Raw genomic sequence first — 18,278 nt, 5'->3', positions numbered from 1 at the left:
GGTGCTTTTTGTTTGGTGTCTAAAATTTCATACTCGTTTTTCAAACTCTGAAGCTTTTATGTCACCTTTCTTATTAAATAATTCAACGTCGGCTCTTTTGATCAAGAATTTCAAAGCGGTTATGCCTGTCAAAAAGATAGTACCAGTTCTTGACGGTGAAAGTGAGATAATAAATTCCTGACGTAGATTCTTTTGAAATTCTTACAGACGGCATAACACTATTCTTCAATAAAATTCACAGGTTCCGGCGGGTTCAGGTTTGTAACCTGAACACCCATAGCTTATCAGCTCATAACGCCAAGGAATTCAAACCGTCGGAGCGAATCAAACCACTGGGTTCAAGTTGCAAACTTGAACCCGCTTAAGAAAGAGGAACGCAACCCAATTTCTGCCTGCTTTTTACGACCATATTTCATCCAAGGCAGATATAAATAAACTGTTCAACTGATCTGCTGAGCATTGATGTGTGCTATCTGTAAATTGTCTGCCTTCAAGCCGTTCAATTTCACTATCTATAAAATTACTTATTACCGGAATACGAGGTCCGTAATCTAATTCTTCACCCAGCATTTTGGCGTTTATCAGTTTTTCGATCTCCCGTTTCAATTCCCCCGAATTAAAGAGTTGATTGACCATTACCCTGAAGTCCGTTGGCACAATGCCCCACCCCCGTTCAAGCCAGTTGATAGCCAATATGGGGCGAAGCACGTAAAAATACTTTTTTATCCAAACTTGTTCCCCTTTCAGATATTCTCGATAGTTGCCGCGCGCCATATGCAAATAATGATACATGCATGCTTTTGGGGAATAATAGGTCTTTGCCAATTGTCTCATCTGCGTGGCAATTGAATACTTTTCCCAGTAAACGATTGGCGATCCCAACCATTCCAAAAGCGGTGGATTCGATTTGCGAAACAGCCACAAAGCCTTGCGTAAATCCCAACCACACAAATCTATCTGGTCATTGATCGGCCGTTCAATAACTTCTTGTTTCTGTTCCAGATCAATGGATAAGTACCAATCTTTGGGATGAAGGTATAAAAAACGCACGTCATAATCACTATTGGCTGAGGGGAAACCCCATGCACGGCTTCCCGATTCACAAGCGTACAGTATTTTTACACGTTCTTTGGTTTCAACATTGTTTAATCTGGTTATTATTTCTTCTTTCATATTCCGGCTTGAACCTGCCGATCTTTAATTTGACTGTTACAAGACACCTCTGCAGCCTATGATAAATAAGAAATGATGGGTACGCTTCACATAACCCATCCCTACACACTTTCCCCTCTAAAAAGAGGGGATTAAGGGGTGTGTAATTTCTGTTTTTCATAATTTTCAATAAACCTTCGAATTACTTGTAAAACCCCATCCGTATTTTTCATGACATCTTCATCGCAAAATCTCAATACCGTTATACCCAATTCCTTTAATTTCCCTTGTTTTACGGCGTCTTTCTCTGCAATTTCTTCAAATGTATGGGTATAACCATCCAACTCAATGGCAAGTTTTAATTTATTACAAAAGAAATCTACTATAAACGTATCAATTGGTTTTTGCCGATGAAAATCATACCCCATCATTTTTTTACGCTTCAAGTATTGCCAGAGCTTTATTTCTGATTTCGTACTCTTATTTCTCAATTTCCGTGCAAGTTCCTTGAGTTTTGGATGGTAATTTATCTTCATGGGAAACACACCCCTTAGTCCCCTCTTTTTAGAGGGGAAAACACGATGTTCCATTAATTCGCGAGTTCATGTATATACCCCGAATCCTATGGTTTGTCAGCGAATAACGTCAGGAATTCAAACTGACGGATGAATCAAACACCTGGGTTTAAGTTGCAAACTTGAACCCGCTTAGAGTTTCAAGACGAGCCATCCTCAACAATCTTGATTTCCTCCCCCGTCAGCCCATACAATTCATACACCAACTGGTCAATCTGGCGGTCGGTGGAGTCTATCTGGCGCTGGATGATGGTTTTGTCATAGTCTGTCCTTGCCGATGCTAATTGCTTGTGGAGTTCGAGCATTTGGTTGACAAGCGCAGCCATATGATCGTGACGGAACTTGTCCTTCGGGTCAGAGAAGTTGATGGTGCGAATAGGGAGCTTTAACACATCCTGAGTGAACCACCTAACACGCCCGCCTTTATCGGCATCGCCAAGTACCGAGGCGGATCGTTTGTAATATTTAAATATTAAACGTGAATTTAACACCCCCAAGAGGAGCGGTCATAGAAAATTAAATGAAATTTGACAATTCAGTTTTTTGAAAACGTAAGCAGTTCAAAACGCCTTTGTGTTAATATGTAGTGGCAATTCATGAATTGCCACTACAAGGCAATCATCTCATCCGCGGAATTTTTCAAAAAACTAAATTGTCAAATCTCGCTATATCTTGGTTAAGTCCTATAGCGGGTTCAGGTTTCAAACCTAAACCCCATAGTTTGCCAGCTAATAACGCCAAAAAATTCAAACTGACGGATGAATCAAATTATTAGGTTCAAGTTGCAAACTTGAACCCGCCTAAGCGCGCCTTGTCACTACGGCCTTTTCTGACTCGTTCGGATTAGGGTAATATTCAATATCTGTTCATCCTGATTTTTTTAAATGGCAGCATTTCTTTTGGCACACCCTGTTCACACCTGGCGGGATATCCAAGACTGATAATGGATTCAACTTTCACGTGTTCCGGGATATTTAAGAGTTTTTGAACATATTCTTCTGAAGTTATATCTTTGATATGCATCCTGTTTCTTATCTGAACCCAACAACTTCCCAGACCAATTGATTGAGCAGCTATTTGTACCAGGATAGATGCAATAGAACAGTCCTCAATCCATACATCCGAACGCTTTTCATCACCGCAGACGATAATCCCCAATGCAGCATCTTCCAGAAACTCCGATCCGTGCTCCTTTGCCTTTGATAATTTTTTCAATAATTCTTTATCATCTATAAGAATGAACTCCCAGGGACTGATGCCCCTTGAAGACGGCGACCTTACCAAAGCCTCTTTCAGAATCTCAATCTTTTCGGGTTCAATCTTCCTGTTTTCGTAGTCCCGAATACTCCTTCTTTTTCTGAGTAAATCTATCATAGCAACACCTTTTTATATGAAATGGACAATGCTTACAACTACAACATCATGAATTTTGAAATTTCAGGTATTCTCTTAACAATGAAACATTCTCCAGACAGCTTATCCACTGTCATCCTCGATGTTTCGGTGTGTCTTCACATTGAAACCTGTGAGCGTTCTTGTGCTGTTTTGTATCAGTGAGAGGACTCACTGATACATCTAAAAATGCAGGGACACGGTGCACCGTGTCCCTACTGTTCATTGTATATCATTTTCTGCGGTCTTCCGTGCCTTTCCTTGTTTTGCTCTCCCTTCTTGGCTGCCGCAATGTATAAAATCAATTTCTCGTTTTAAAAAGTCGATCTTGTAGATTTTTACCTTCACAACCTCTCCGATCCTGTACATTTTCCTGCGACGGGTGCCAACAAGGGCCATGGTTTTTTTGTCTACCTGATAGATGTCATCTGCCAGGGTACGGATGTGGACAAGTCCCTCCAGCAGGTACTTATTTAACTGGACAAAGAAACCGAATTCCTGGACACCGGTAATAACACCATCGAAGATTTTTCCAATCTCATGTTCAAGGAACCGAAGTAATTTTAGTTTGGTAATTTCCCGTTCTACTTCATCTGCCCTGCGTTCGGTCATGGAGCAATGTCCTGCCCAATCGGGTAAACAATTCATCCATGTATCGTGCACGAAAGGAGATGACAATTCTCCTGAAAAATATTGGTCTAAAATCCTATGGACAAGCAGGTCAGGATAGCGGCGGATGGGGGAAGTAAAGTGGGTATAGTGATCCAGCGCGAGTGCAAAGTGCCTTCCTTCACCCGCAGTATAAACTGCCTGTTTCATCGATTTCAGGAGTACGAGATTTACGGTATAGGCCTCCGGCTTTCCACGCACCTTATCGAGTAACGACTGCAGGTGCTTGCTTTGAAAGGGGTCTATCCTGGCATGTTCCAGTCCACGGATAAACTCAGCAAATTCCCACATGGCATCGTCCTCTGGTTCCGGATGGACGCGGCACAGCAGCGGCATCTTTTTTTCATACATGAATATTGCCACCATTTCATTCGCCAGGAGCATAAATTCTTCTATTAATCTATGTGAAATATCCCTTTCAACTTTTTCGACATCCTTGATGTAACCGTGCTCGTCTAATTTTAAGGAAATTTCAGGGAGGTCTAATTCTAAGGCGCCCCGCCCCAGACGGTTTTTAAAAAGCAATCCGGCAAGGTATGCCATGTTGCGCAGCATGTCTACCACTTCATCAGATATATTTCCATCTGTTTCATTATTGAGGATGGCCGTGGCCTGGTTATACGTCAAACGTTTGGCAACATTAATAACCGAATGTTTTATTTCTGCTTTGACAAGATACCCTTTGCGATTAATGGTCATAAAAACACTTTTGGTGAGCCGGTCCTCTCCTTCTCTCAGGCTGCAGATATTGTTTGACAAAATTTCCGGCAGCATAGGGATGACTTCACCGGGTAAGTAAACGCTGGTACCCCGGTGGCGAGCCTCTTTATCAATGGCTGTATCAGATTTTATGTAGTATGAGACATCAGCTACGTGCACGCCCAGATGCCAATCTCCATTTTGGTCCTTTCCGACGGAGACTGCATCATCAAAATCTTTGGCGTCTTCCGGATCGATGGTGATGATGAGTTTGTTGCGTAAGTCGAGCCTATTCTGGATTTCCTTTTCCGAAACGGCATGGGGTACATGCTTCGTTTCTTTCAGCACTCTTTGGCCAAAGGTGTGGGGAAGTTTGAATTGATAAATAATAGAACGGAGATCAACCCTGGGATCTCCTTCCTTTCCCAAAACTTCGGTAACCTCTCCCTCCGGGTTGAGATGTCTTGATGGCCATACGGTGATTCGAATGACCACTTTGTCGCCGGGTTGTGCGCCCCTTGAAACTTCTTCTGCAACGTAGATGTCCCTGAATAATCTAGGGTCGTCGGGGGCAACAAACCGCAGTCGTTTTGTTTTTTCGAAGGTGCCCACGACGAATTCATTCACACGTTTTAATACGTTAACAATTTGTCCTGATGGACTTCGCCTCTTTTCCTTCCATTTTTTGGGAATCTGGACAGTTGCGGGGAGCCGCACCACCACGAGGTCTCCGTGCATAGCAGAACCCATATCTTCTTCGTTGACATAAATATCTTCACCGCCGTCTTCTTTAATCGGGACAACAAAACCAAATCCCCGCGGATTGCATTCCAGGGTACCCACCAGTAAGTGTACCTTTCCCGGGTCGGCGTACTGTTTTTGCTTGATCTTTACAATCTCACCGGAAAACTCCAACTCCTGCAAAAGGTTGCAGAATTGGCGGTATTCTGCATCAATGATCTCAAAATGCTCTGCCAGTTCAGCGGCTGTCATGGGGCTATATTTTTTGCTACGGATGAATCTGAGGATATCGATAGGATTGATCATGGTAATTTGTAACTATTCAGCGAAAAAAATTTTGTACCAGTTTCGTTTTTAAAAATGGCAACTGTTTTACCTTACGAAACATCCTGGTGTTTCGTAAGGTAAAACACCAGGATGTTACCTTTTATGCCCAAGGGGCAGAAAGTGTATAGCAGGGGGTGAAGCCCCCTGCAAATGGAAAATATTGTGGTTAGCCCTGAAAGGGCGAAAGGAATTCGGGTGACCGACACATTCACATTTTTAGGGATGCCTTTTGTGTTGAGCACAAAAAATAGAGTTCCCTTGCCCGCTAAATACCATTCATGAAAGGCTTTTTTCATAGAGTCCTTTCGCCCCTTCGGTGCTTGTTGTTTTTGTTCTTCAAGAACAGGGGGCTTCACCCCCTGCTATATCCTAACGGCCTTTCAGGCCTCAATTTCTGTGTTTCTTGTCTGATATCGTAAATCTAAAATATTCTGCTATTTTTTGTACAGTCTCCTTTCAAACATCTTAACGTATTCAGTCCACGAACTGTTTGAGTCTTTATGCTCGGTTATTGCCTTTGTTGCCGCATGTACCTTTGCATCCAGATTGTCCAGGTGGTGCAATGCAATGGCTTCGGGTGTACCTGGCTTTACCGGTGAACCCCATTCATATTCTCCGTGGTGGCTCAAGATGAGGTGGAAAAGCACATTGAGAAGATCGGGTGGAAACCCATCTATTTTTTGAGCCTTTCCATTGACCATAAGGACACCCGAGATGAGGTGTCCTGTAAGTTGCCCTTCGTCGGTATACTGGAAACTGCGCTCGTAGGATAGTTCCCGTGTTTTCCCGATATCGTGCAAGATGACACCCGTGAGTAACAAATCTCTTTTTATTGTTGGATACTGATTTGAAAAGCTGATTGCCAGTTTGGCAACAGAAAGGATATGCTCCAATAATCCCCCTAAAAAGGCGTGGTGGTATTGTGTAGCAGCAGGCGCGGTGGAAAACACCTTACAAAAGGATTCGTCAGAAAAAAATGCACATAACAGCTTTGAGAGATAAGGGTCTTTAACCGTTTTGATAATCTGTTTGAGTTCATTCATCATCGCGGAAATATCTTTTTCAGTGCTTGGTATGAATTCTCCCATCTGTACTTGTTTTTCTGCGATAGGGGAGATTTCGTTAATGCGGATTTGCAGGGTATTGTTGAAGGTTTCAACGACCCCTTTTATCTTTATGAATGCATCCTTATTGAAGCTGTCGCAAAGTTGAGGAGTTGCATCCCATTTCCGTGCTTCAATAGAGCCGGACTTGTCGGCCAGTTGCAGATTGAGATACGGCTTTTTTTCCCTTGTTTCTTTGACTTCCTTTTTCAGAACAAGAAATATCTCTTCTACAGGTTCACCGGTTTTTAAGCTGGATATATATTTTCTGGACATTTTGTGAAATTATCAGATAAGAAAGTTAATTTGCTAAAGAGAATACTTTGCACTCCTTTGTGAGTTCCTGAATTTTCCAAGTTATAAAAAACATTATTATACATTACTCTAGCATAACAAGAAAAACATACATTGAATGGGTTTTGAATTACAAGCTGCATGAAACATTTTCCAAGAAAACACAAAAGGCTTCTACGTCTTTTTCAGCGTATTCAAGGTAATAGGTAACCTTTCAACAAGCCCTTCCATAAATCGCCATTCTAAAGAAAAACCATAGACTTTGGGCTTTTACTGCCTGGTGTAAAAGAGTCGTCCATCAGCATAAATAACCTCTTTTAAACTATTGCAAAGTAATTATTATAAAAATGGTTGTGATTTCATAAGGTAAGACTTCTCTTAATCATTTTCCGCGGATTTCCATCATTTGTGATTACGGAACTTTTACGATAAATCATTACAGCGAGGGGTATTTGTACGGATTTTACGCAAGTAATGAGGTAATGTCAAGGAGTATAAGTGGTTATCCTGCATTTTTTTATTGCAATAAAATGTTCAACTGATTAATATCTGGTAAAAATGTTTGCTGTCTTTTTCAAAAAACACCGTTTGCCGGTTCATAGCGCAAAACTGCCGCAACCAAAAAACCTCACTCTTTCTCCCCTTTCGCAAGGGGGAAGATGGGGAAAAACATTCCCCAAAGGGTAATACTATAAATACATGGGTGAATTACTAGAAAAGATTAAAACCAAGAAGGCCAATGTTGGAGTCATTGGGCTCGGTTATGTTGGACTGCCACTTGCCCTTGAATTTGTCCGAAGTGGATACTGTGTAACAGGGATTGATAAAAACAAGGAGCGTGTTGAGTCCCTTAACAAAGGCACATCGTATGTAATCGATGTAAAAAGTGAAGATATTGCACAATTCATTGAAAAAGGCCTTTTGTGTATAACCAACGATATCAGCGTTTTATCGAATCTGGATGCCATCAGTATCTGTGTTCCAACTCCACTGACGAAGACGAAAGACCCTGATATGTCGTATATCATCACTGTGGGTCAGGAAGTGAAGAATTACATGCACAAGGATCAGCTCTTCATCTTAGAAAGCACCACATATCCGGGTACAACAGAGGAACTGGTATTACCCTTGTTGGAGAAAGGAGGTCTCAGGGTTGGCAAAGACTTCTATCTTGCCTTTTCTCCGGAGCGTATTGATCCTGGAAACAAGCGGTATTCAGTAAAAAACATTCCCAAGGTGATTGGGGGTGTAACCCAGCAATGCACGGAATTGGCGAGTTGTTTATATGGCCATATTATTGAAACGATCATCCCTGTTTCGTCTCCAAAGGTGGCTGAGATGGTAAAGCTCCTTGAAAATACCTTCCGAAACGTCAATATTGCACTGGTTAACGAAATTGCCATCATGTCGGAGAGATTGAGTATCGATGTATGGGAAGTTATCGATGCAGCAAAGACAAAGCCCTTTGGCTTTATGTCATTTTACCCCGGTCCCGGTTTGGGTGGACATTGTATTCCCATCGATCCACTCTATCTTTCCTGGGTTGCCAAAAAGAATGGATTTGAGTTGAGATTCATTGCACTTGCAGACCAGATAAATAGCGGCATGCCTGAATTTGTTGTGGAAAAGGTTACCGACGCATTGAATACTATAGAAAAAAGCGTGAAGGGCTCGAATATCCATGTCTTGGGTGTTGCCTATAAAAAGGACGTGGATGATCTTCGGGAGTCACCAGCCCTTGAAATTATGAATATCCTGCGATCGAAGGGTGCCAGAATAACGTATACAGACCCTTATATTCCGGAGATTAATTATCAAAAACTGAGTATGAAGTCAAGGCCTCTTTCCAAAGAGGTCTTATCTAAGATAGATTGTTCGGTGATTGTGACAGACCATAGCAGCTTTGATTATAACTTGATTGTTGCCAACTCTAAACTGGTTGTCGATACCCGCAATGCCTTGAAAGGTATTAACAAGAAACATATCGTGCGACTCTAACATGACTGACCTGCTTTTTGAAATCGGTACGGAAGAGATTCCCGCCAGTTATATTACTCCTGCGCTCAATCAGATGGAAGTATTGTTTACAGAACGCGCAAAAAAATACCGCTTGGAGACACAGTCTCTTTATTGCACGGGTACGCCCAGAAGATTAACATTATTTGTGAAGGGTCTGCCGCAGAGGCAGGAAAGTGTTACGGAAGAAATCCAGGGACCTGCCGCATCAATCGCCTTTGATAAGGCTGGAAATCCCACAAAGGCTGGTTTGGGTTTTGCCAGGTCTCAGGGGGTCGATATACAGAACCTTCAAATAAAAAAGACACCCAAAGGGGAATATTGTTTTGCAATCAAGAGGATAGAGGGGCAAGAGACTTTACATATCTTGCCGGAAATTTTACCAGAAATTATCAAGAACATCTCATTTCCCAAATCCATGAAATGGAAAGGGAATAAATTATTTTTTGCCCGCCCCATACGTTCGCTTTTTGCACTCTTTGGGGATAAGGTTGTTCCTGTGGAGATCAATGGGATTAAGGCAGACAAATTTGTCTCCGGGCATCCTTTCCTATCCGGTAGAAAAATCGAAATTTCCATGGCCGATTGGGACTTATACAAGCAATTACTTAGGCAGGAAAAGGTCGTAGTTGATATGACTGAGCGTCGTGAGATACTAAAGACAAAGATAAAACAGCTCATGGCACCTTACGGTACAACCATTGACGACGAAGAGTTGCTGGATGAAGTAACCAACCTGGTGGAGTACCCCAACGCCATTGAATGCGGATTTGATGAAGAATTCCTGGACATCCCTGCCAATGTCATAGAAACGGCCATGAAGGAGCATCAGAGATATTTCCCTATCAAAAAGAGAGACGGTAAGCTTATCAATAAATTTATTGCGGCACTTAACCGTGACGAAAGTAATGCCGGTACCGCTATTCAGGGTAACGAACGTGTATTGAGGGCGCGACTTTCTGACGCCAGATTTTTCTGGAAAGAGGACAGGAAAGTTCCACTGGAAAACCGGGTGGAAGATTTAAAGAACCTTGCGTTCCTTGAAAAGTTGGGGAATTATCGTGACAGAACAGACAGGATTGTCAAACTCTCCGAATATATATCACACCGATTAATTGCTTTTCATCAGTTATCGATTGAAGCTGATGCATTCGTGAAACGTGCTGCACTCTTGTGTAAGGCAGACCTTCTTACCCAGATGGTAGGTGAATTTCCATCGTTACAGGGAATTATGGGAAGGGAATATGCCGAATGGGATGGTGAAGAACCATCAGTTGCGTTAGCAATTGCCGAACATTATATGCCTCGCTTTGCCACCGATAATATTCCCACATCAAAGGTTGGGGCCGTTGTGGGTTTGGCCGACAAGTTTGATACGATATCCAGTTGTTTTGCCCTGGGATTAACCCCGACCGGTTCACAGGACCCTTACTCCCTGCGGCGACATGCCTACGGTATTGTCCGTATCATAGAAGAGCATGGATTTACGTTAGAACTCAGGGAAGTTCTTTGCCGGTCTTTATCCCTGCTTCCAATGTTTTCAGCAAAAGAAATACACGGTGAACACAAGGTAGTACACGATAAGTTAGTGTCTGCCATAAAGGAATTTTTCAGGGACAGGTTATTTCAGATAAATATAGAAAGAGGACATCGTTACGACCTGGTGAACGCCGTCTTGAATGCAGATGTCGGATTTGATGATATCTATGATTTTTTTCAAAGGTTAAAGGCATTATCCAAAGTTTCAAAAGAAGAATGGTGGCCGGATCTGGTTACCGTTGTCGAAAGGACCTTTAACATCGGCAAAAAGGCGAATAGCAGCGGGTCGGTAGATGCACGTCTCTTTACCGAAGCCGAGGAACATACATTATGGGAGATTTTTAAAGGAAATGAGACAGCCATTCGGAAGCAGGTAGATGAAAAAAGATACGAAGAAGCCTCCCATACGTACTATGAGGTCTTTGCCAAACCCGTTCATATTTTCTTTGACAAGGTATTTGTGAACGTTGAAGATGAAGCCGTTCGGAACAACAGGTTGTTGCTTATCAAGTCGATTAACGGATTATATTCCGAAAAGATAGCTGAACTTTCTCAGATGAACATGTCTGGCGAGAAGTCTTAGGGGAGTCTGATTCCAAGGCGACAGAATAATTATGTTTATAGCGACGGTATTAAAAAGCGGACAAATCGGCATTGTCTACAAGGTTTTCAGGTTAAATGTATTATACAAGGAATTTTCATTTTGTTTATTTGGAAGTAAAGCCCGAAGGGCTGATAGAATATAGCCCAGGGCGACAGCCCTGGGTATAGAGCGTAACAATTTTTTAGCCCTGAAAGGGCGACACATTATCTTAACTTGATGACATTGCATTGCGAAGGAGAGGAGGTTATAAAGCGACGAGCCTCGTCGCTCTACATTGAGAAAGTAGCCGAAGGTCTGATTTATTATAAAACCATTCATCATTTTGAGAAAGCGAGGTTTTGCATATGAAAAACGTAGAATTTTCTGTAGAAGGAAACATGCTTACCATAAAGATAGACCTATCAAAAGAGTTCGGTCCCTCTTCTTCTGGCAAGAACATCATTGTCGCATCAACGGAAGGAAACGTCACCATCCCTGATCGCGAAGAAAAGATTGGGCTGAACGTGTATCGCAAGAAATAGCAAAAACCTTTTGAGTATTACCGATAATTATATTTCATCTGAATTTTGCCCTTCCTTTTGTAAATTTTTGTTCATTAAAAAACGAAGATTTATAAAAGTCGGGTTTTGTCCCCCTACCCAATTTACAAAACTGGCGCAATAGGCAAATACCTGGAGAATATCCAGGGACTCATGGATTCAAATGATTCAAACAGCATTCCGTTTCAGCCATTGTCCAAGCCACAGGCCCCTTTGAAATACAAAGTTCAGGGGGCGTGATTAATTTCGAAAATAAAACTTTAATCACCAGAGGCATAGAGGCGCGGAGAAAGACAGAAATATCTACAATACTATAAATCAAGACGCGCATCACACTACAATGTTCTATATTCAACAGCTTGTCCGAGAATTGTTTTGCGGGCCAAAAGCCTTCTAATGGGCGACCCTTAGCTTCATGCTCTGGATGGTTTACTGGAAGGTGAGGGAACGGCTTGCAGCATCTCGTAATAAAGGACACTGCCTGTGTCGCCTCCGCCTGCGATGCAAGAGATTGATGTTTCTCATGCAATTTGACCATAAAATGTTTAAGGGATTCCCTGTCAGCATACCTATGGTAGTATTTATGGCAGAAATCAAGATAGTACCTCAACCACTTCTTATGATTATTATGAACAGAAACCGGAACCGATTTTTTATTCATCGGTTATAACTGTATATATTCCTTCTCCTCCGAAATTTAAAAATCCTTATGAAAGGGGTTAAATGCGGCATGAAAGTTTGTCATTTTTGCGGAAATAAGAATTTCAAAACTACTCAGGTTCAATATACTTATAAACATTATGATAATTTCCTTGTAGTTAATGATGTTCCATGTGAACAATGTGAATTTTGTGGAGAACAGTATTTTAAAGGAAGTGTATTAAAACAAATTGAAAAAGAATTTATTTCTATTTACTCACATGGGAAAAAGGTAAAAAAAGAATTAATTATTCCTGTAGAACAATACAGTGAAATTCAATCATCTAACGATTAAATCCAGCCAACTGCAAGAGGCGCGGTGGCTGATTTGTTTCGTTGGTTGCTCTGGGTGGAACTGGGCGCAGTCATGAACAAGCAACTTATTTGGATGACGTTGTTATTAAAAAGAAAAGGAGTTACATCTTGATTTGTGATTTAGCGTGTCGTATTTATTTTTAATCTTTAAAAATTCTTCTTTGTGATTGTAACACTTCTTTTATTTAGTTTATCATGAGACTTATCAATAATACTATCCAGATACTGAATACTCACCGTCCTTGATCTCTGGACTTCCATTCGTTTCCTGAATAGCTTTGGAATATCCTTGTAAATAAGCCAATTGGCAATAAAGGGGGATAAAAAAAAGCCGTCTTTAAGGTCTGTCAGGACGGTCTTGATTTCGCTGAGACCGTATTTGAAATAATATTTGAACAGGTAATATGCCGGATAATTCTTGAATATCACCCATTGTTTGTTGCGGTAACCGGTATAACGAAGCTTTAAACTCTTCCTGCTATGGCTGGCCGTCCCGATGTGATAAACAATGGCCGTTGGGACATAGAGGCACCGAAAACCTGCCAGTTGCGCCCGAAAGCTCAGGTCGACGTCCTCAAAAAATGCCCAAAAGTCTTCGTCAAAGAGTCCGACCTTTTCAAACAATTCCTTGCGATAGATGGCAGCGCCTCCCGAGGCGCCAAAGATGAATGACGGTTGTTGGTAGTAATCAATAGCCTCTCCTTCGCCCCTCTTATAAGCCCTGCCCCAGGATGAAAAACTAATCCCCGCACAATCCACAAGATTTCGGTTGTTGTAATTAATCATGAGGGAGGAGCAAAAGCCGGCGTCTTTATGATTGTCCAGCGCCTGATTCAATTCTATGAGCCAATTTTTATCTGTCTCCGTGTCGTTGTTGAGGAGGGCGATGTATTGTCCTCTTGCCTGTCGGATGCCTTCATTTACGGCTGATGCAAAGCCAACGTTCTTTTTCAGCGCGATGATTCTTGTATCGGGATAATAGGTTTTAACAAAGGACAGGGATTCATCAGTAGACGCATCGTCCACGAGTATTATTTCAAAATCGGTATAGGTCTGTTTCTTGAGAGAAGACAGGCAGGCTTCCAGGAATCGCCTGCCATTATAGTTAGGAATAATGACGGATATTTTTGGCATTTAAAAATATTATAACCTAACCCGAAGGGGTCGGAAGAGTCAACCCTGTCAGGGTTCAGAACCCTGACAGGGTTGACTCACAAATTTCGTGCTTTGGATTTTGTCTTTTCCGACTCGTTCGGGTTAGTCTTCTATGAACTTTAAAAGTTCGTCACATTACAAATTAGTTTATAAGCCTTGATATTACCTGTTACTCCGGTTTTTGATAAAAATATTTTTGCTGAAACTGTTAAAATATTTTTTGTAAGCGCCTATAATCTGTCAGCCCTTCAGACTTTACCCCGAAGGGAAAAGTGCGCCCCCTTAACCTTTTCAATATTATAAAAGACTATGCGAATACAGAAAAGCAAAATAATGACAACATTGACTTGAATCGTTTGAAATTACAGGTAAAATAAACAATGATGAAAGATGTAAAAACTTCTCAATACACAAGAAAAACCTTTGGGATACTCCTATGAAATTTACAAAAATGCACGGTATTGGTAACGACTATGTTTATATAAACTGTTTTGAAGAAGTGGTTAAAGAACCTGAAAAACTGGCCTCCATCATAAGTGATAGGCATTTTGGTGTGGGATCCGACGGGCTTATCCTTATCTTGCCATCAAAGGTGGCGGATTGCAAGATGCGTATCTTTAATGCCGACGGCAGCGAGGCTCAGATGTGCGGGAACGGTATCCGCTGTGTTGCAAAGTACGTGTATGACCACAAAATCAGCCAGAAGAATCCGCTCACCGTAGAGACCCTTGCAGGTACCAAGACGATTCAGGTTTTCACAGAAAACGGGAAAGTATCAAAGGCTAAAGTCAATATGGGCAAACCAAAACTCATGCGATCAGAAATCCCCATGCTCGGCAAAGAAACCCAGGTGATCGATGAAGTCCTGACGATTGATAAAGATGTATCATTCCGGATTACTTGCATTTCCATGGGAAATCCCCATTGCGTTGTCTTTGTGGAAAGTTTTGATAAATTCGATATACAAAAATATGGTCCGGAAATTGAGCGTCATCGGGTATTCCCAGAACGGACAAATGTCCACTTTGTCCAGGTCCATAACTCCAAAGAGATCACCATGAAGACATGGGAACGCGGTTCGGGAATAACGATGGCCTGCGGGACAGGTGCCTCGGCGGTATGTGTTGCGGGTGTCCTCAACAAAAAGACCGAACACATGATCCTTGCCCATCTCCCGGGCGGAGACCTGGAACTGGAATGGGCAGGAGATGGCAATGTTTACATGACAGGAACGGCGACGGAGGTATTTACCAGCGAGTGGAGATTACATGAATAAAAATATAGTAACACTTTAGTTATTTGAAAAACTATCAAGGCAAAGCCTTGTGCTGATTTTGCCCCGGAGGGGCAAATTGCTCATAGGCAGGCAATTTATTGCCTGTGTTAAGAGAAAGATAAAAATAAGCCCTGTAGGGGCGAATGAAGATTATGGATACACAATCGTCTCAATCGTTCCTACGGGACTGTATTTCTATTTGATAAAAATACAGGCAATAAATTGCCTGCATATTGCCTCACGTCCTTATAGGGACTTAAAAAGCACAACACATCCTTCAAAAAACTAAACTGTTTCAATTTCTTTTTCTTACAAAAAGCGACAATATTGAATCTTTGTTGAATCTAAATCACCGTGATAAATTTATGATGGCATTTAGCGTCAATACCGATATGATTTATCGACAGCTTGAGCATCGTACTGCATCTCCAGAGGCACGATTGATTGCCGCAAGGAAATTACAGGACCATGGCGATGAAATACGTTTAAGAATAGACCCCATTATATTATATTCAACATGGGAAAGAGATTATCCTGAACTTATTGAAAAAATATTTTGTTATATTAAACCCACGCGAATTACTATAGGTGAATATTGCCCATTGCAGGGGAGTTTTTTTAAAAAATTCGCACGCCTTTTGTGTATATTTCGGCTTTTAAAATCTATCTTGGATATAGGGATGAAGACATACAGAATTTTTGGTTTCCTTTTGTTTGTAATTTTGTCATCTGGTTGCGCGACCTATAAGACAGCGGCCTTGCAAAGGCCAATTTGGGAAGATACCTCGGCTATCTTGAAGAATATCCAGGGGGAGACCAAAAATCTCTCTTTACAACAAATACGGGATACCTTGATTTCCAACAGTTCCAAACTTACCACCTTTCGTGCAAATGTAGAGATGACTCTTACTATGCCAGACGCCAAAGGCCCCATTCGCTGTACCGGATTGCTATTATACCAGAGTCCAAAGAGTTTGAGGGCGATAGGTTCTAAGTTTGCCACAACGTTATTTGATATGTCTTCGGATGGTAATCAATTCTTATTACATATCCCCCTGGAAAATACGGTTTATACAGGCACATCCAATACCTTTCACAGGATTGAGACGCTTGGTATCAATATTTTCCCGGCGGATATGGCGAGCCTGTTCAATTACAGGGAAATCCTTGAAGGGAAAAAACCCACGCTGGAAACCTGGCCTGCCTATTGGCTTATTCATATGCTCGAAGTGGACAAGGAAGATGTAAATCTGAAAGGAAACCTGTTGATTGACAGGGTCAATGCAGAGGTTTTTCGATGTGAATTATTCAATTCAGACGGTTCTGTCCGGTTACAAGCGGTATTTACCGATTATATAACTCTCAATAGCTGCAGGATACCTCAAAGGATTGACGTTCGCTGGCCAGCGCATAATACTACCCTCAGTATCACTTTTTCAAATATCACGGTGAACGGCGCACTTGACCCAAAACTATTTACCCTCTCTGTACCTAAGGGAGCGCAAATAATTACCCTGGACTAAATTCCAAGACTTTTTATGTCTTTTGATATGCTCCTGTCTTTTCTGATATCTCTTTGTCTAGCCAGCAATTTCAAGCAATTCAAGGGAATCCGATTCCTTTTTTCTTTTTTCCATTTTTGCTATGTTTTTATGCAACTTATGTGGAAAATGGAAAGTCATCTTATTACACAAAAACTTATTGACTTGGCCTACAGCTTAGTCTACTATAGGCGTGGAGGTGTGAGATGATTAAAGTAAATATACATGAGGCAAAAACCCATTTTTCTCAACTTTTAAATCGTGTTGGAAGCGGTGAAGAGGTTATTATTGCAAAAGCAGGAAAACCTATAGCTCGCATTGTTCCTGTAAAAAAAGAGGCTAAAAAGCGCAAACCAGGAAGCGCTAAGGGACGCGTAGTTTTGGAAGATAATTTTTTTGAGCCTTTACCTGAGAGTGTATTGAGTGAATTTGAGCAATGAAGGCTTTGTTAGATACCCATGCATTTCTCTGGTGGATTATTGATAGTCCCCTCATACCACTTCCGGTTAGAAATATTATCAGCGACGGTAATAATGAATTATTTTTAAGTGCCGCAAGCTGCTGGGAAATAGCGATTAAGGCAAAAATTGGCAGGATAAAGTTACCGAATAAACCTCAGATTTTTGTGTCAGAACAAATGGCGTTAAATACAATACAAGGGTTGCCAATACAGATAAGCCATGCCCTTCATGTTTTTAGTCTTCCACACCACCATAGAGATCCTTTTGACCGCATGATTATTGCCCAGGCACAGTTGGAAAAATTACCTATTGTAACTTCCGATTCTTTCATTGCACAATACAGGGTTAAAACTATTTGGGAAGAAAAATGTTGAAGACACTGAAGGATATTACAAACCAGAAAAAATCTCTTTTGGAAATGTCTGCTCATGAGGATTTTTGATTTTATTGTATCTTTGATCGGTATTATAATACTTTCGCCACTTTTTATAGTTACAGCATTGCTCATTAAACTGACTTCTCCTGGCCCCATCATCTATTCACAGAAAAGGGTTGGGCGTAACGGATGTTTATTCAGGCTATATAAATTTCGCTCTATGGTGGTCAATGCCGATCGCATCGGCACCTCGGTGACTACAGGCCATGACCCTCGAATTACAAAGGTCGGCAGGGTTTTACGGAAGACGAAACTGGATGAATTACCGCAACTCTGGAACGTACTGAAAGGGGATATGAGTTTTGTTGGGCCCCGCCCCGATGTCCCGGAGATAGTAAGCAATTATACCGGCGCAATGAAAAGGATATTGGAAGTCCGTCCCGGCATCACAAGCAATGCATCATTACACCTGAGAAATGAGGAGGATCTGCTCTCCCTTGCCAGAAAACCTGATAAGGCATACGAAGAAATTTTCGTTCCCGCAAAGGTCGGACTTGCGATGGAACACGTGAACAGGAAGTCCTTTCTTTTTGATTTCGGTATTCTGCTCAAAACAGTATGGGTTCTTACTGTCGGAAGGGTATTATCAGCAAAAGTATCAACAAAAGAACACCATGTAGTAAGAGAAATAAAGCAGGCAATAGAAAGGATGAAATAGCAGGTAAGCAAACCAGACACAAAGTTTTTCTTTGTGATGCAGTGTTTTCGTGGCAAAAAATCGACAAAGGCTTAATTTACTGCTTAT

General features: G+C 41.5%; 16 protein-coding genes. 10 read left to right on the top strand and 6 right to left on the bottom strand.

Annotated elements, in window-relative coordinates; genetic code table 11:
* Positions 1-399: 399 nt before the first annotated feature.
* The 5 genes from E3K36_00470 to E3K36_00450 form a co-directional block, all read right to left on the bottom strand.
* On the bottom strand, positions 400-1,173 hold the full coding sequence (locus E3K36_00470; protein MCF6153735.1) for a nucleotidyltransferase domain-containing protein: 774 nt from the start codon (positions 1,171-1,173) through the stop codon (positions 400-402).
* A gap of 131 nt (positions 1,174-1,304) precedes the next feature.
* A complete protein-coding gene (locus E3K36_00465; GenBank protein ID MCF6153734.1) occupies positions 1,305-1,688 on the bottom strand; it encodes an endonuclease domain-containing protein in 384 nt (127 codons plus the stop codon).
* 894 nt (positions 1,689-2,582) lie between these two features.
* Positions 2,583-3,101, bottom strand: a complete 519-nt coding sequence (locus E3K36_00460; protein MCF6153733.1) for an NAD(P)H-dependent dehydrogenase/reductase — start codon at positions 3,099-3,101, stop codon at positions 2,583-2,585.
* 240 nt (positions 3,102-3,341) lie between these two features.
* Complete coding sequence (rnr, locus tag E3K36_00455; protein ID MCF6153732.1) at positions 3,342-5,534, bottom strand: ribonuclease R; 2,193 nt, start codon at positions 5,532-5,534, stop codon at positions 3,342-3,344.
* A gap of 455 nt (positions 5,535-5,989) precedes the next feature.
* Positions 5,990-6,934 carry an HD domain-containing protein gene (locus E3K36_00450; protein MCF6153731.1) on the bottom strand — a complete coding sequence of 315 codons (945 nt, stop codon included), beginning with the start codon at positions 6,932-6,934 and terminating at the stop codon, positions 5,990-5,992.
* Positions 6,935-7,651: 717 nt separating this feature from the next.
* Here E3K36_00450 and E3K36_00445 point away from each other — a divergent pair.
* The 4 genes from E3K36_00445 to E3K36_00430 all read left to right on the top strand — a co-directional run bounded on the left by E3K36_00445 (position 7,652) and on the right by E3K36_00430 (position 12,644).
* Positions 7,652-8,950, top strand: coding sequence for a nucleotide sugar dehydrogenase (locus E3K36_00445; GenBank protein MCF6153730.1), 1,299 nt, complete (start codon positions 7,652-7,654; stop codon positions 8,948-8,950).
* 1 nt (position 8,951) lies between these two features.
* On the top strand, positions 8,952-11,090 hold the full coding sequence (locus E3K36_00440) for a glycine--tRNA ligase subunit beta (protein MCF6153729.1): 2,139 nt from the start codon (positions 8,952-8,954) through the stop codon (positions 11,088-11,090).
* A 975-nt stretch (positions 11,091-12,065) separates the two neighbouring features.
* On the top strand, positions 12,066-12,320 hold the full coding sequence (locus tag E3K36_00435) for a hypothetical protein (protein MCF6153728.1): 255 nt from the start codon (positions 12,066-12,068) through the stop codon (positions 12,318-12,320).
* A gap of 60 nt (positions 12,321-12,380) precedes the next feature.
* Positions 12,381-12,644 (top strand): YgiT-type zinc finger protein, encoded by a 264-nt coding sequence (locus E3K36_00430; GenBank protein ID MCF6153727.1) that lies wholly within the window; start codon positions 12,381-12,383, stop codon positions 12,642-12,644.
* A 167-nt stretch (positions 12,645-12,811) separates the two neighbouring features.
* Here the strand turns inward: E3K36_00430 and E3K36_00425 are convergent, their stop codons facing one another.
* Positions 12,812-13,798 (bottom strand): glycosyltransferase family 2 protein, encoded by a 987-nt coding sequence (locus E3K36_00425; GenBank protein ID MCF6153726.1) that lies wholly within the window; start codon positions 13,796-13,798, stop codon positions 12,812-12,814.
* Positions 13,799-14,255: 457 nt separating this feature from the next.
* Here E3K36_00425 and E3K36_00420 point away from each other — a divergent pair, with 457 nt between their 5' ends.
* From E3K36_00420 to E3K36_00395, 6 genes are all read left to right on the top strand, one after another.
* Entirely contained in the window at positions 14,256-15,095 is an 840-nt protein-coding gene (locus E3K36_00420) for a diaminopimelate epimerase (GenBank protein ID MCF6153725.1), read from the top strand.
* A gap of 76 nt (positions 15,096-15,171) precedes the next feature.
* Complete coding sequence (locus E3K36_00415; GenBank protein MCF6153724.1) at positions 15,172-15,384, top strand: hypothetical protein; 213 nt, start codon at positions 15,172-15,174, stop codon at positions 15,382-15,384.
* 76 nt (positions 15,385-15,460) lie between these two features.
* Positions 15,461-16,618 (top strand): DUF4292 domain-containing protein, encoded by a 1,158-nt coding sequence (locus E3K36_00410; protein MCF6153723.1) that lies wholly within the window; start codon positions 15,461-15,463, stop codon positions 16,616-16,618.
* Positions 16,619-16,842: 224 nt separating this feature from the next.
* Positions 16,843-17,076, top strand: coding sequence for a type II toxin-antitoxin system Phd/YefM family antitoxin (locus tag E3K36_00405; protein ID MCF6153722.1), 234 nt, complete (start codon positions 16,843-16,845; stop codon positions 17,074-17,076).
* The gene (locus E3K36_00400) at positions 17,073-17,471 is read left to right on the top strand and encodes a type II toxin-antitoxin system VapC family toxin (GenBank protein ID MCF6153721.1); all 399 of its coding nucleotides are present in this window, start codon (positions 17,073-17,075) and stop codon (positions 17,469-17,471) included. The genes E3K36_00405 and E3K36_00400 overlap by 4 nt, the downstream gene beginning before the upstream one ends.
* A 54-nt stretch (positions 17,472-17,525) precedes the next feature.
* Positions 17,526-18,191: a sugar transferase gene (locus tag E3K36_00395; protein MCF6153720.1), complete on the top strand. Its 666-nt coding sequence runs from the start codon at positions 17,526-17,528 to the stop codon at positions 18,189-18,191.
* Positions 18,192-18,278: the final 87 nt, after the last annotated feature.

It is taken from the genome of Candidatus Brocadia sp. (assembly GCA_021646415.1).
GTDB lineage: Bacteria > Planctomycetota > Brocadiia > Brocadiales > Brocadiaceae > Brocadia.
This window is presented reverse-complemented; position numbering and strand designations above follow the sequence as displayed.